The sequence below is a fragment of the SAR202 cluster bacterium genome (assembly GCA_009392515.1).
Taxonomy (GTDB): Bacteria; Chloroflexota; Dehalococcoidia; order Lucifugimonadales; family UBA6952; genus UBA6952.
Genome location: VFGE01000019.1, coordinates 26,598 through 41,801 on the forward strand (window position 1 = coordinate 26,598; position 15,204 = coordinate 41,801).

Genomic DNA, 15,204 nt, shown 5'->3' on the forward strand with positions numbered 1-15,204 from the left:
TATGAAAAACAACAACGACTTACAACCACAAAACTTTTCAGACTTACTTGGTTTTGAAATTCTCCAAAAAAATCAAGAAAAATGTATCGTTAAAATGGAGATTCATCAAAGACATTTACAAGGTGCAGGGTTTGTACAAGGTGGGATAATTGCAACTATAGCTGATGCTGCTATATCTATGGCACTGGGAGTTATTAAAGCAGATGATACTACACTATTTACAGTTGAAATGAAGATAAATTATATAGCCCCAGCCTCTGTGAAATCAAAGTATTTGATTGCAGATGGCAAAATATCCCACAAAGGTAATTTACTTTCGCTAGGAGAGTGCATTGTATATGACGCAACAGACAAAAAAATTGCACAAGTATTAGGGACATGGATTACAGTCAAAAATAATAACTAAACATATGAAGCCAATAGTAACACCAGAAGAGGCAGTAAAAGAAATTAAAGATGGATCTTCTATCATGATAGGTGGATTTGGTGGCTCTGGAGATATGCCAACAAACCTTATACTTGCACTAAGTAATACTAGGGCAAAAAATTTAACAATTATTAGTAATACTGGTGGATTACCTGGATTCGGACTACTAGAAAATCAAAGAGCACCAATAAACCATGATATCTTAATTAAAAATAAACAAGTAAGTAAAATTATTTCTTCTTTTCCAGTTTCTCCATCTCCTTCAATGAAAAATGCACTTGAAGAAATATATAAAGAAGAAAATATTCTGATTGAACTGATACCTCAGGGAACTTTAGCTGAAAAAATTCGTGCTGGAGGAGCTGGTATAAGAGCATTTTACACACCAACAGGCGTTAATAGTTTTCCAAGCGAAAATAAAGAAACTCGTTTATTCAATAATAAAAAATATCTTTTGGAAGAATGGTTACAATCTGATTTCTGTTTTATAAGGGCTCACAAATCTGATACTTTAGGAAATTTGATTAATAAAGGTACTTCAAAAAACTTTAACCCAATTATGGCAACAGCAAGTAATATGACAATCGTTGAAGCAGATGAAATAGTTGCCCCCGAACAATTAATACCAGAACAAATTACAACGCCCGGAATTTTCGTGAATAAATTAGTACATAGGAATTAGATTATTATGAAAGAAAGACTGAACAGAGAAACTATTGCAATGAGAATAGCAAAAGAAATTCCTAATAATTCTTATGTTAATTTAGGAATAGGAATACCAACATTAGTTTCACAATTTACAAGTCCTGAACAAAATATTATTTTTCATAGTGAAAATGGTGTTTTAAACTACGGTTCTTTAGCTGATTCAGGTAAAGAAGATCCTGATCTAATTAATGCAGGGGGTCAATTCTTAAAACCAACAATAGGAATGTCTTTTTTTAATTCTGCTGATGCATTTGCCATGATAAGAGGAGGGCATATAGATATATCAGTTTTAGGGGCTCTTCAAATATCAGCAAAAGGAGATCTTGCCAATTGGATGATACCTGAAAGAGGAATTGGGAATATAGGTGGAGCAATGGATTTGGCTACTGGTGCTAAAAAATTAATTGTTGCTATGGAACACACTGATAGAAATAATAATCCTAAAATAGTTAGCAAATGCAGCTATCCTTTGACGGTGCCTGAATGTGTAAATTTAATAGTCACTGATTTATGTGTAATTTTAGTTGAATCGAAACAATTAACAGTCAAAGAAATTGCACCCGGGTGGAACAAAGATGAAATTCAAAATTTAACTGAAGCAAAATTACTTTTTGACAATAACATAACAGAAATAACTCTTTAAGAGACATATAAAGCTAAAATTTATTATTTTTACACTTGCTAATCATCATAAAAAGAGTAATACTTTGTAATACTTTAGAAACCGACAAAATTAATTGGGGAGGTTATATTGTCTAACGAAAATGCAGTAAAAACAGGCGAATATTTGTTATCAAGACTTACTTCTTGGTTTGGAAATAGACCTGATTATTTCAGTGCTTTTATTGATCGAAACGTAGGTGGTTACGGATGGTTACCTGCTGAAGCATATTATGCTTTATCAGGACCAGTGTCTTCTATAAGTGCAAACGTAACTGCGGTTAGAGGGAACTCACAAGGTGAGGGTGGATTTAGTCCAGATATAGAAATTGATATCGACAAAGAAGCTCATCAAGTTGCAGTTGTCCCTGCTTTAGTTACACCTGATAAAAATCTTACCACCTTAGTAGATGGTGGCCTTGGAGGAGCTCTAGAATGGGCAAGTGGTGTACTAAAAGATAGAGCAATTGTTTATCTTTTGGCATTCCCTTCAGGTATAGAAACTGAAGACTGGACTAATGCTTTAGCAAAAGCTGAAGAAAAATACCAATTAAAGGCATTGGATTCTATGCAGTTTGTTATTCCTCGCCCACCAAGAGAAATGGCAAGAGGAGCAGCTACAGTTCTAATGCATTCATCTCGAGTATAAAAATAAAGCATCACACTAACAAAGCAGCTATCCAGCTGCTTTGTTAATTTAATTCAAAAATAGATCCAGATTCTGTTTTTATAACTTCTATCCTAACTGGAAAGGCTTCTTTAATTTCCTCAATATGAGTAATCACGACAACTCTTTCAAAATCTGATGATATTTGGTTAATAACCTCAATTATTCTCTCCCTACCCACATTGTCTTGTGTCCCAAAACCTTCATCAATAAAAATAGTCGGTAATGGACAACCCGATCTCCTTGCCAACAGCTTTGATAATGCAATACGTAAAGCTAAATTAATTCTAAAAGCTTCTCCTCCACTAAAAGTTTCATAACTTCTCATCCCACGCGAATCAGAAACATTAATTTCTAACGTTTCTGCAGTGTCACCTTTTTGTGTTTGTCTTTGAGTTTCTAAATTGATAAACATTTCTCCATTTGTCATTTTTTCTAATAAATAATTAGCATCTTTTTCAATTTCAGGGATGGATGCTTCGATTAATAATGCTTGTACTCCTGTTCGTCCGAGATATGTCGAAAGTTCATCGTAACGACCATACTCACTATTAATTTCTAGCAATTGATTTTCATATTGCTTTAATTCAGTTTTTTGACTGGAATATACTTCAAACTGTCTTTCAATAGATAATTTTCGTGAATTTTTCTCTATCTTTTGATTTAACAAATTATCAAAATCATTTTGTAGTTTTTCGACTTCTGATTTGATTTCAGGGGCTGATTTTTTCTTTATGTCATAATCATTTAATTCATGGTCTATCTTTTCTATATTTGTATTTCTCGATAAAATTAATTTCTGAATATCACTAATTCTATTTTCAATTTCTGGTATTTCTTTCTCAGCTAAACTTAGTTGATTAAATAGATCTTCATATGAATGAATCTGTATTAGTTTTTCCTCAAGAATCTTATTTTCTACAGGATCAAATCCTAAATCCTCGATATTTTTGTTAATTTCGCTTAGTTGAGTTTCAGATTGATCTAATGAATTTCTCTCTTGTGTATATGCAGCAATTTGACTATTAATTCTTATAAATTCATTATTTATATTACTATCATTTTGATTAATGTAATCTAAAATTGATAGTTTTTTTGTTTCTAGCTCTGAAATTATTGTTATGTTACTCCTATACGCATCAGCTAGTGTTTTTCCGTTTTTTTCAAATTCTTCCTTTACATGTTCTCTACGATCATTTAACAATTCAGTTCCACACAAAGGACAATTTTGCTCACTATCTTCTATTAATAAGATTTTTTCTTTCAGATCGTCCATTTGGTTTTTTAGATTATCATTATGAGTATTTTTTTCTTGTATTTGTAACTGCAATAAATTTAATTGTTCTTTTTTATTTTGTAATTCATCCAATAGCTTTTGAGTTGAAAATAAATTTTGTTTTAGAGTTTCAAGTTGTTCAATAATTTCATTTAAACGTACTAATGCATTTTCTAAAGACTTTTTTCTTTCAATCAAACTGCTATAGGGACCTATAAGGTTATTATTTTGTTGTAACTTGTTCCTTAGTCGATTAATCTCTTGAAAATTTTCGTGAATTACTTCTTTTTTATCCAAAATATCCTGATATTCGGATATTTTTCTTTGTAAGGTGCTTAACTGATTATTAAATATACTTAAATCATCAACCAATGTTTTCTTATCTATCAATAGCTTGGATGTTTTTGTTTCAATTTCTTCAATAAGTAAATAATCTTGTTTACGGTTTTCTAATAATGGCTGAATTTCTAAAATGTGTTGATCTACCTGAATTAAATCAGATGATAATACCTTTAACTCCATTTCCTCTTCAGTAAAACGAGCAAGCTGATCTTGCAATGTATTAACTTGTAATTCTACTGTAGTTTTATCCGATCTTAATTCTCTAACTTTTTCTCGAGCTAATTCTTGTAATTTATCAAAATAGTCTAATTGCAATATTTCACCTAAAGTACGTTGTCTAAGTGCGGGGGTACTATTAGTAAATTCATCTGACCGGCCCTGAAGTAAAAAAGCACTATTAATAAATGTTCGGTAATCCATTCCAACTAATTTCAATATTGAAGATTGGGTATCTCTAATAGTGTTTCCTGTTAATACTTGAAAATCTAATTCAGAATCAACCTCTCCTGTTTGAGCCACATACAATTCAAGAGATGTAGCTCCAGATCTTGAACCTTTTCTTTTAGAAAATCTTCTAATAACTTTATATAAATTTCTTCCCTCTTTTTTTTGAAAATATCCATCTGAAAAAAATTCCAATTCTACTCTCATGTCATTTTCGCCATGTTTAACTAATTCATCTTGTGGTCGATGGACCTCATCACCCCATATCGACCAACAGATTGCATCAAGTAAAGAAGATTTCCCATGTCCATTTTGGCCAGAAAGACAAACTATATGAACACCATTAAGATCCAATGGATTTAAAGATGATCCATAAGATTTAAAATTTTCAATTGTCAATTTATTTGGTACCATATAATAGTATTTTAACATTTAAGGTTGTGTTGTATAGAAGTTTACACTTTAGTAAATGAAACCAAAAAAAGATTAATAGGTAGTATTAATTTATGTTTGAAAATTTAAGTGCAAAATTATCACAAATTACTCGAAAACTAATTAATCAGCGACGTCTAAACGAAAATGATATAAATGATTTTTTGCGACAAATCAGAATGGCATTATTAGAAGCAGACGTGAATTTTAAAGTTGTGAAATCTTTAATTGAATCTATTAAAAATGAAATAACAGATACTAATTTTTCAAAAAGTCTAAACCCAGGTCAAATATTAGTAGAATCCCTAAAAGAACAATTAACAATGATCCTAAAAAGTGATGATTCAGAACTTATAAAATCAAATAATAAATGCTCTAACATTTTATTAGTTGGTATACAAGGTTCAGGAAAGACTACAACTGCTGCTAAGCTGTCTTTTTATCTGAATAAATTAAACCAAAAAACCCTCTTGGTTGCTAATGATCTAGTAAGACCTGCAGCTATTGATCAACTAATAAAATTATCAAATGATAATGACCTTGATATTTACTATGACAAAAATATTAATGACGCAATTAAGATTACTGAAAATTCACTTAAGTTTTCAGGTAATAATCAATATCAATGGACAATAATAGATACTGCAGGTCGATCACAATTAGATGAAAAAATGATGCAAGAATTAATCGCGATTAAAAATAAAGTTAAACCTGAAGAATGTATACTTGTAGTTGACTCTATGATAGGGCAAACAGCTGTGGAAATTGCAAATTCATTTAATGAAACAATAGGACTAACTGGATTAATAATCACAAAACTAGATGGAGACTCCAAGGGTGGAAGCGCCATTTCGATTGTTAAAGAAACTGGTCTACCAATAAAATTTATTGGTACAGGTGAAAAAGTTAGTGAATTTGATAAATTCTACCCTGAGAGAATCACATCTAGAATACTTGGAATGGGTGATTTACAAACCCTTGCTGAAAAAGCTAATGAACAAATTGACTACGAAAAAGCAGAAAATCTAACAAAAAAAATAACCTCTGATTCTTTTGACTTTAATGATTTGTTGGATCAAATGAAATCTATACAAAATATGGGATCTCTTGAAAATATTATAAATATGATACCTGGAATTAATTTAAACCAGATGGGATCTAAACTTGCTGAAAATGAATCAAAAATGAATAAAATGAAATATATGATTGACTCAATGACTCCAATAGAAAGAAGAAATCCCAATATTTTAAATGCAAGTCGTAGAAAAAGAATAGCTACAGGTGCTGGATTAGCGCCTGTAGAAGTAAATCAATTAATTAATCAATTCAATCAAACAAAAAAAATGATGAAATCTTTATACGGTAAAAACGGTCGTAATTTGAATAAATTAATGAAGTCAGGAAATTTTCTGAAATAAAACCTTTTTAATTGTATTATTTATCGTTGTCTTCATGAAATAACTTATGGATATAGGGATGTTTTGCAACAATCGCAACAACGAATGAAAAGATGATCGTGCCTCCAAAAAGAACAAAAATATTTACGTCTGTCATTCTTCCAAGCAATATCAAAGCAGCATCTTCAAAAAAATGCAGAACTGACACAATTGCGGTAAAAGGAATTACCCCACGTAGATTCATTTTCATCTATTCTAGGTAATCTCTGAGAGGTTTTGATCTAGCTGGATGACGAAGTTTTCTTAATGCTTTAGCTTCAATTTGTCGTATTCTTTCTCTGGTTACACCAAATTCTTTTCCAACTTCTTCTAAAGTTCTTCCTCGTCCATCTCCTAAACCAAATCTAAGTTCAAGTACACGTTTTTCCCTGTCAGTTAAACTATCTAATATCTGTATTATTTGTTCTTGTAATAAAGTCTCTGTGGCAGCATCTGCAGGAGCTTTTGCAGACCTATCTTCAATAAAATCTCCAAGATGAGAATCCTCTTCTTCACCAATAGGTGTTTCAAGTGAAACGGGTTCTTGAGATATTTTCATAATCTCTCTGACCTTATCAGCACTAACATCCATATCCCATGCTATTTCTTCTGTTGAAGGTTCTCGACCATATTCTTGAACTAATTTTCTACTCGTTCGAAGTAACTTATTAATGGTTTCAACCATATGAACTGGAATTCGAATAGTTCTTGCTTGGTCTGCTATCGCTCTAGTTATAGCTTGTCTAATCCACCAAGTTGCATAGGTGGAAAATTTATATCCCTTCCTATAGTCGAATTTTTCAACTGCACGAATTAGACCAATGTTACCTTCTTGTATTAAATCAAGTAGTGACATTCCCCTACCAATATATTTTTTTGCCACTGAGACAACTAATCTGAGGTTAGCTTCAGCTAAATGTTGCTGTGCTGCTTCTGACCCAGCAGTCATCTCATCTAGATATTGTTGAAGTATCATTTCATAAGGATATAGATTATCAACTAAAGGGCCTTCTTCAACTATAGCAGCTAATTGTTCTAGTGTTGAATTCATATCTAAAACATATTCAATTTGTTTTGGTAGCAATCGAGTATTTATAGAAAGTGAAATAATATTTCTTTTCAAGTCCTCTGTATCAATTTTGTATTTTTTACTCCAAACCAACAATTGTTCTTCATCAAAACTATTTTGTAAAAAGAATTGTAATTTTTCATCATACACAAGCTCCTGAAGTGTATAGTGGCCTTCTTTTTCCATAATCTTTTCAACAATATTAGTAATATTTGTTAATTGACTTAATGTCTTTAACATTTCAACAAAAGTATCTGGTGCAGGCATATCTCTACCGTACATAGATTGATATGACTTATGTATCTCCTCTATATATTTGCCATTTTCCATGATTTGAGCTAAGCCACGCTCATCCTTAGCTTTTAATAATGCTACACGCCCAATCTCTCTTAAATACATCCTAACAGGATCATCAATCATATCATTTGGCTCAGCCGATCTTTCTGTATCCTGCTCAGAATCATTTTCAGACTCAGTTATTTTTTCAGGAACAACATCAGATAAATCTATTTTTTCCAAATCAATATTTTCTGGAGATTCTTCTAATGCTACTAATTGAGCATCATCAGGTGCATCAATACTGTTAATATCTGGCTCAACTTCAGATTCATCAAATTCATCAGGTGCATCTTCTAAGGCTAAAGATGATTTGTCTTTTTCATCATTTGTATCTATTTTTTTCTTTCTAGGCATATTAAGGTCCTTTAATTATCACTATTTTTTTTAGTAGATTTATTAAATACATCCGAAAGCATATCATTAACAATAATAGCTTTTTCTTTCAAATGACTCAAATCTTGAGAGGGAACATCATTTAACTCTGACTTATTCAACCATACATTAGCTTCTTCTTTTTTTATTCCCCTTAAGTATCGCTCTTGTAATTTAAGTACACACTGTTTAACTGCTTTTTCCTTGTTACTTTTTGTCATACTTGGAAGATCGATCTTCCTTAAGTCCTCCATACGGGACAGAACATCTTGAGATATATTAACTTCATCTTCAATTATGCTTTCTTGAGAACCGTTATATTTTAATAATATATCGAAAACTTGCCTATTTTCCCAAATACTAAACCATGATATATCTGCATTTTCGGCTAAAGAGAAAAGATGGGGCCATTTGACTATCATTGACAACATATGTTCTTCAAGTAAATATGAGTTATCTTTACTTTCTATTGTACCATAGTTTACCTTTTGATTAAAATTTTTCACATCATTTGAATTATTTTTTCTATTTGCTGAAATAACAGCGCTTTTTACAACATTAATGTCTACATTCAATGTATTAGCAAAAAGATTGTAATAATATTCTCTATCGTAGTCATTATCCAAACTTAATATCAAAGGAGCTATGTTTTCAGTTGCTAACTGTTTACCTTGATTAGATATAATGTTCCATCTAAGTGGTGCATTTTCAATAAGATATGCTAAAAGTGGCTTGGAATTATCAATATTATTTTCCCACAAATCTTTATCCGTACGAATAATTTCATCTGGATCTTTACCAGAATTAAATTGAGCAATTCTTAAATCAATTTTATTTGATGTTTTATATAGTGAAATATTATTTTTCTTTCCTACTAAAACTCGTTCAAAAGCTTTCCAACTATTTTCAATACTCCTAAATGTAGCTTCATTACCTGCGGTATCTGAATCTAATGCTAAAACACATTGTTTACTTAGCACTGAAATATAACGGACCTGTGATTCTGTAAGCGCTGTTCCCATGCATGCTACTACATTATCGTAACCAAATTGATGAGCAGTTAAAACATCCATATAACCCTCTACTAAAACAACTTTTCCTGAATTTGTTATACCTTCTTTTGCTAGGTTGATTCCATACAGAGAACTTGATTTATCAAAAATTTTTGTCTTAGAGGAATTTATATACTTAGGGCCATTATCATTTAAAGATCGGCCACCAAAACCCAAAACTTTTTTTCTTGAATCGATAATTGGAAATACCAATCGACCTGCAAAAATATCTTTAGGAATGCCATCTTCACGAATAAATACAAGTCCAGATTCTGAAATTTGCTTGTTACTAAATCCTAAATTTTCTAAATGTCTGGGTAGTTGTCGATTATCATTAGGGCTTAGGCCCAAACCAAATTTTGTAATTGTATCTTTATCTACACCCCGATTATTAATCATATAGTTTCGAGCTGCTAAACCATTCTCAGACAACAAATAGTTATGGAAAAAATTATATGCACTTTCATTTATGTTGTATAACTCAACATTTTCCTCAACATTATTGTATCGAGGAACCTCAATACCAGCGGAGTCTGCCAATAATTTAATAGCTTGTTGAAAATCAATTTTTTCAATTTTCATCACAAAACTGATGACATCGCCACCTTCCACACATGCCCCAAAACATCTCCAAGTTTGGGTGTCAGGAAATATTACAAATGAAGGAGTTCTTTCTTCATGAAATGGGCAATTAGATTTATATGTTCGGCCAGCAGATTTTAAATCAGGTAAATATCTCGAAGCTACCTCGACAATATCTAATGAATCTTTTAATGTTTTCGAAAACATTCTCTTATTTTAACGAATTATTCTTACAAATCTAATAGATATTTAAAGACAAAAAACCCATTTTCAATTGTTTATTAAATACTAGGAAAAAATTACTAATTATATCAAGCTAATAGTAGAATAAAGATAACTGAAAATGATATAATGTTTCGCAGTTCACTAATGAAGGGTAGATTATGTCGCAAAAAACCGATCGCGTAACAAAATGGGTATATGCTTTTGACGAAAAAACTGAGAATATGAACTCACTGCTTGGAGGAAAGGGTGCGGGGCTAGCAGAAATGACGCACATTGGTTTACCGGTACCTCCAGGATTTACAGTAATCACAAAAGCTTGTAAAGAATTTATTAATAATAATCACGTTGTTCCTGATTATATTTGGCAAGATATACTTGTAAACATAAAGAAACTTGAATCACTTACCAATAAAACTTATGGAGATATTGATAACCCCCTTCTGGTTTCCGTACGATCAGGCTCAGCAGTTTCAATGCCAGGAATGATGGATACAGTACTAAATCTTGGTTTAAATGACGACACTGTATTAGGCCTGTCGAAATCTTCAGGAGGAGAAAAATTTGCATTCGATTCGTACCGAAGATTTATACAAATGTACAGTAAGGTTGTACTGGAAATTTCTTCAGACAAATTTGAATCTATATTAGATAAAATCAAATTAAAAAATAACTACCAAAGTGACAGCCAACTAAATATTGATGATATCAAAAACATCGTAAAACAATTTAAAGAAATAGTATTAATAGAATCTGGCTCAGATTTTCCTCAAGACCCATACACACAATTAAAATTAGCTGTTGAGGCTGTTTTCTTAAGTTGGTTTAGTGACCGAGCTGATGAATATAGAAAAATCAATGAAATAAGTGACCATCTAGGTACTGCTGTAAATATAGTTGCAATGGTATTTGGAAATAAAGATCAAAATAGTGGTACTGGAGTTGCATTTACAAGAAACCCCTCTACTGGAGCCAAAGAGTTATTTGGAGAATATTTAGATATAGCTCAAGGCGAAGATGTGGTTGCAGGAATTAGAACTCCAAAATCTATCAATAGCCTAGAAGAAAGTAATAAAGAACTCTACAGTGAACTAGTGAAAATTAGTGAAATGTTAGAAGGTCATTATAAAGATGCGCAAGATATGGAATTCACGGTTGAAAGCAATAAATTATATATGCTACAAACCAGATCTGCAAAAAGATCAGCTTTAGCCTCAGTTAAAATATCTGTAGATATGGTTTCTGAAGGACTCATTTCCAAGGAGGAGTCATTAAATCTTATAGACCCTACAAGAATCAATGAACTTATGCTCCCAAAATTCTCTGATTCCGAAGAAGATTTATCTCTAAAAAGTAAATCATATATTGACACTGGGCTAAATGCTTCTCCCGGAGCTGCTGTAGGAAAAATTGTTTTTGATCCTTCTGAAGCAGTAGAATTAAAAAACCTTGGAGAAAAAGTAATATTAGTAAGAGACGAAACAAGCCCAGATGATATACATGGAATGCATGCATCTACTGGAGTGTTAACTGCAAAAGGAGGCGCTACAAGTCATGCAGCTGTAGTTGCAAGGGGTATGGGGAAACCTTGTATAACTGGCTGTGATAGCCTTCACATAGATCAACAAAACAAAATATGTTCTATTGGTAATAAAACCTTCCGAATTTATGACATTATCAGTATCGATGGTTCATCTGGAGAAATTTTTTCAGGCGCTATGAAAACTATAACACCATCACCTAATGATACCAAAGAATTATCTACCATTTTAGAATGGGCAGACGCTACGAGAAAATTAGGAATATGGGCAAATGCAGATACTCCTCAAGATGCAAGTAAAGCAATAGAATTAGGTGCAGAAGGAATAGGTCTTTGCAGAACCGAACATATGTTTTTTGGCGAGGAAAGGTTACCTTGGGTCCAGCAACTAATTATGTCAACATCATCAATTCATTCCAATGGAAATAATAAACAGAACAAATATGAAGAATCAATTTTAAAAATGCTTGAATTCCAAATTCAAGATTTCTACGAAATATTAAAAGTAATGGATAATAAACCTGTCGTGATTAGATTGATAGATCCTCCATTACACGAATTTTTACCTTCATATGAAAAATTAATAGATCAGATATATGAAGAAAAAATAAATAATAACCAAGGTGAGTTATTAGATCAATTAGAGGATATACTTGCAATTGTGAAGGATATTAAAGAATCTAATCCTATGCTAGGTTTAAGAGGTTGTCGTTTAGGAATACTTTATCCAGATATAGTTGCGATGCAGACAAAAGCAATACTCACTGCAGCTTGTCAATTACTTAAAGAGGGTAATAATCCAATCCCTGAAATTATGATACCTCTAGTTGGTGATTATAGAGAGTTAATAATACTTAAAGAATTGTTAATTAAAGAGGCTTCTAAAGTTGAAGATGAATATAAACTAAATCCTTCCTACAAAATTGGTACAATGATCGAGCTTCCACGCGCAGCAATTACAGCTGACGATATTGCAAAACATGCTCAATTTTTTAGTTTTGGAACAAATGATCTAACTCAAACAACTTATGGATTTAGTCGAGATGATGCAGAATCAAAATTTTTAAATGAATACCAAGAAAAGGGAATCCTTTCTACTAATCCTTTCAAAACCCTCGATGAAAAAGGTGTAGGGCAATTAATGAAAATTGCAATTGAAAAAGGTAGGCTTTCAAATTCTGATCTGGAACTCGGTATTTGTGGTGAACATGGAGGGGACCCAAAAAGTATCTTTATTTGCCATAATTTGGGTCTTAATTATGTCAGTGCTTCACCCTACAGAGTTCCCGTTGCAAGACTTGCTGCTGCACAAGCTACAATTAATTCTAAAAGCTAATAAAGGGTTATGACATGGACAAAAAACATGTCCTATATTTTTCTATAATCGGTATACCTATTGGTCTTCTCGAGATATGGGGGATCCATTTTATTGTAGTAAATATTCTCTGGATTATATTTACTCTTGCCACTGCTTTCTATCTGATAACACGTCTGAGAATAAGTATATTTACAGAAGGTTTTGTTATAGGTTTTTTCTCTCGGGCAATTGCTACGATGACAGCACCGACATACGCATATTTATTTAACTCTTCTAATATTTTTGATCAATATACGAGTATTGTTCTAATTCAAAGTACTATTGCAGGTTTCTTAGTAGGATTAATATCTTTTGCTCTATATAGAATGAATTATTTCCAATAATTCGCACCAGATATTACTTTCTAAATTAACTGCTAAGTCTATATAATAAAAAAAATTTAATTATACCCTATAACAATTAAATGCAATTATTTTTCACCTGTTATATAATCACCGTCGTGGTAAATTTTTAAATTATTAAATCTAAACACTTGACAGTTATATACCATTCAGATATAGGATATCATTTGTGTTTAATAATATAATAATTCAAATATGCAAGGTATTTAATTTAAATGGAGCGAATCTTTTATGAGTTCTGAAATTATGGTTCAGGCAAATAATATAACAAAATTCTATGGTGAATATCCTGCGATTAGTGATGTCTCATTCACTGCCAATAAAGGAGAAATTATTGGGTTTTTAGGCCCTAATGGTTCCGGTAAAACCACAACTATGCGAATATTAACCGGATATATGCCAGCATCATCTGGAGATGCTACTATCGCTGGATACGATGTCGCAAATCAATCTCTTGAAGCAAAACAACATGTTGGATACTTGCCTGAAAATGCCCCGTTGTATACCGATATGAAAGTTAATGAATATCTGACATTTACTGGAAAAATTCGAGGTATGACAAAAACAGCCATCAAATCAAGACTTGATGAAGTCATTGAAATCTGTCGCTTGCAAGAATATAAAAACACAATTATAGGTAAACTATCGAAAGGATTTAGACAAAGAGTAGGAATAGCTCAAGCAATAATCCATCAACCTGATGTTTTAATTTTAGATGAACCGACTATTGGAATTGACCCAATTCAGGTTGTTGAGACACGTAGTTTAATTAAAGAAATCGGCGGTGACTCAACAATTATTTTATCATCTCACATTCTTCCTGAAGTCAGTGCGATATGCGAAAGAGTAATAATAATTAACGATGGTGAAATAGTTGCAGTTGACTCACCAGATAACTTATCCAATCGATTAGAAGCTACAGAAAGAATTCGTATTGAGGCGTTAGGTAAAACCAGCGATATGGTTTCTGTATTCCGAAATAACCCATCTGTTCAAGACGTAAATTTTCAAACTCTAGACGATGGTAAAATAATATTCGATATCATTAGTAAAGGGGGATTAGAAATAAGATCAGAATTAGCTAAATCAGTTATAGATAATGGATGGTCTTTATATAATCTACAAGCTGTAAGTCTGAGCTTGGAAGATATCTTCCTAAGGCTTACTACAAATGAAGAAAACCCTGAGGAAAATAAATGAAAAATATATCTGCAATAACTTATAAAGAACTTTTAATTTATTTTTCATCACCAATGGCATATATTATTGCAGGTGTTTTTTTTACTTTAACTGGAGTATTTTTTGTTACCAGTATCGAAGGCGCATTTGCTGAAGCATCTGCACGAGCATTATTTTCAAATGCAACATACTTTTTAATGCCCCTTATACCCCCCTTATTAACCATGCGATTGTTAGCTGAAGAACAAAAACTTGGTACCTTAGAACTTTTACTAACTTCTCCAATAAGAGACTATGAAATTGTAGTCGCAAAATTTCTTGCAAGCTTTATTATTCTACTTGCAATGACTTTGTTTACCCTATTCTATATGTTACTTCTTTTTGTATATCAGGCTAATCCTGATATAGGTCCAATGATAAGTACATATATAGGATTCATACTTTATGCAATGGTAGCTTTATCAATAGGACTTCTAGCATCTTCTTTGACCACCAACCAAATTGTTGCAGCATCCGTGGGTTTTGGAATAATATTTTTGTTCACAATACTCCAACGTATCAATGAAGTCATTGACGGACCTATTGCTACATTAATTGAACATCTATCACTCCTATCACATTTTGAATCCTTTTCAAGAGGAGTTGTGGATACTAAAGATATAGCTTATTTTATAGTAATGACTGCAGCGTTTCTGTTTTTAACAATCAGATCTCTAGAATCTAGAAGGTGGCGATAAT

Annotated in this window: 13 protein-coding genes; 9 read left to right on the forward strand and 4 right to left on the reverse strand. The window is 32.0% G+C overall.

Going from position 1 to position 15,204, the window contains the following annotated elements; genetic code table 11:
• Position 1: 1 nt before the first annotated feature.
• From FI695_01460 to FI695_01475, 4 genes are all read left to right on the forward strand, one after another.
• On the forward strand, positions 2–406 hold the full coding sequence (locus tag FI695_01460) for a PaaI family thioesterase (protein MQG50633.1): 405 nt from the start codon (positions 2–4) through the stop codon (positions 404–406).
• Between the two features lie 4 nt (positions 407–410).
• The gene (locus tag FI695_01465; GenBank protein MQG50634.1) at positions 411–1,109 is read left to right on the forward strand and encodes a CoA transferase subunit A; all 699 of its coding nucleotides are present in this window, start codon (positions 411–413) and stop codon (positions 1,107–1,109) included.
• A gap of 6 nt (positions 1,110–1,115) precedes the next feature.
• The gene (locus FI695_01470) at positions 1,116–1,778 is read left to right on the forward strand and encodes a 3-oxoacid CoA-transferase subunit B (GenBank protein ID MQG50635.1); all 663 of its coding nucleotides are present in this window, start codon (positions 1,116–1,118) and stop codon (positions 1,776–1,778) included.
• Positions 1,779–1,886: 108 nt separating this feature from the next.
• A complete protein-coding gene (locus FI695_01475; GenBank protein ID MQG50636.1) occupies positions 1,887–2,444 on the forward strand; it encodes a hypothetical protein in 558 nt (185 codons plus the stop codon).
• A 43-nt stretch (positions 2,445–2,487) separates the two neighbouring features.
• On the opposite strand, the gene FI695_01480 is transcribed toward FI695_01475, so the two are convergent.
• A complete protein-coding gene (locus FI695_01480; GenBank protein ID MQG50637.1) occupies positions 2,488–4,956 on the reverse strand; it encodes an SMC family ATPase in 2,469 nt (822 codons plus the stop codon).
• Positions 4,957–5,030: 74 nt separating this feature from the next.
• Between FI695_01480 and FI695_01485 the strand changes: the two genes are divergently transcribed.
• The gene (locus FI695_01485) at positions 5,031–6,374 is read left to right on the forward strand and encodes a signal recognition particle protein (protein MQG50638.1); all 1,344 of its coding nucleotides are present in this window, start codon (positions 5,031–5,033) and stop codon (positions 6,372–6,374) included.
• 16 nt (positions 6,375–6,390) lie between these two features.
• Here the strand turns inward: FI695_01485 and FI695_01490 are convergent, their stop codons facing one another.
• The 3 genes from FI695_01490 to FI695_01500 are packed head-to-tail and all read right to left on the reverse strand — an operon-like array spanning position 6,391 to position 10,013.
• Complete coding sequence (locus FI695_01490) at positions 6,391–6,597, reverse strand: hypothetical protein (GenBank protein ID MQG50639.1); 207 nt, start codon at positions 6,595–6,597, stop codon at positions 6,391–6,393.
• 6 nt (positions 6,598–6,603) lie between these two features.
• Positions 6,604–8,154: an RNA polymerase sigma factor RpoD gene (rpoD, locus tag FI695_01495; GenBank protein ID MQG50640.1), complete on the reverse strand. Its 1,551-nt coding sequence runs from the start codon at positions 8,152–8,154 to the stop codon at positions 6,604–6,606.
• 11 nt (positions 8,155–8,165) lie between these two features.
• Positions 8,166–10,013 (reverse strand): DNA primase, encoded by a 1,848-nt coding sequence (locus FI695_01500; GenBank protein ID MQG50641.1) that lies wholly within the window; start codon positions 10,011–10,013, stop codon positions 8,166–8,168.
• Positions 10,014–10,189: 176 nt separating this feature from the next.
• On the opposite strand from FI695_01500, the gene FI695_01505 reads away from it, so the two are divergent.
• From FI695_01505 to FI695_01520, 4 genes are all read left to right on the forward strand, one after another.
• A complete protein-coding gene (locus FI695_01505) occupies positions 10,190–12,904 on the forward strand; it encodes a pyruvate, phosphate dikinase (protein ID MQG50642.1) in 2,715 nt (904 codons plus the stop codon).
• Between the two features lie 14 nt (positions 12,905–12,918).
• The gene (locus FI695_01510) at positions 12,919–13,269 is read left to right on the forward strand and encodes a hypothetical protein (protein MQG50643.1); all 351 of its coding nucleotides are present in this window, start codon (positions 12,919–12,921) and stop codon (positions 13,267–13,269) included.
• Positions 13,270–13,533: 264 nt separating this feature from the next.
• Positions 13,534–14,487, forward strand: coding sequence for an ATP-binding cassette domain-containing protein (locus FI695_01515; GenBank protein MQG50644.1), 954 nt, complete (start codon positions 13,534–13,536; stop codon positions 14,485–14,487).
• Positions 14,484–15,203: a hypothetical protein gene (locus FI695_01520; GenBank protein MQG50645.1), complete on the forward strand. Its 720-nt coding sequence runs from the start codon at positions 14,484–14,486 to the stop codon at positions 15,201–15,203. The genes FI695_01515 and FI695_01520 overlap by 4 nt, the downstream gene beginning before the upstream one ends.
• Position 15,204 lies beyond the last annotated feature (1 nt).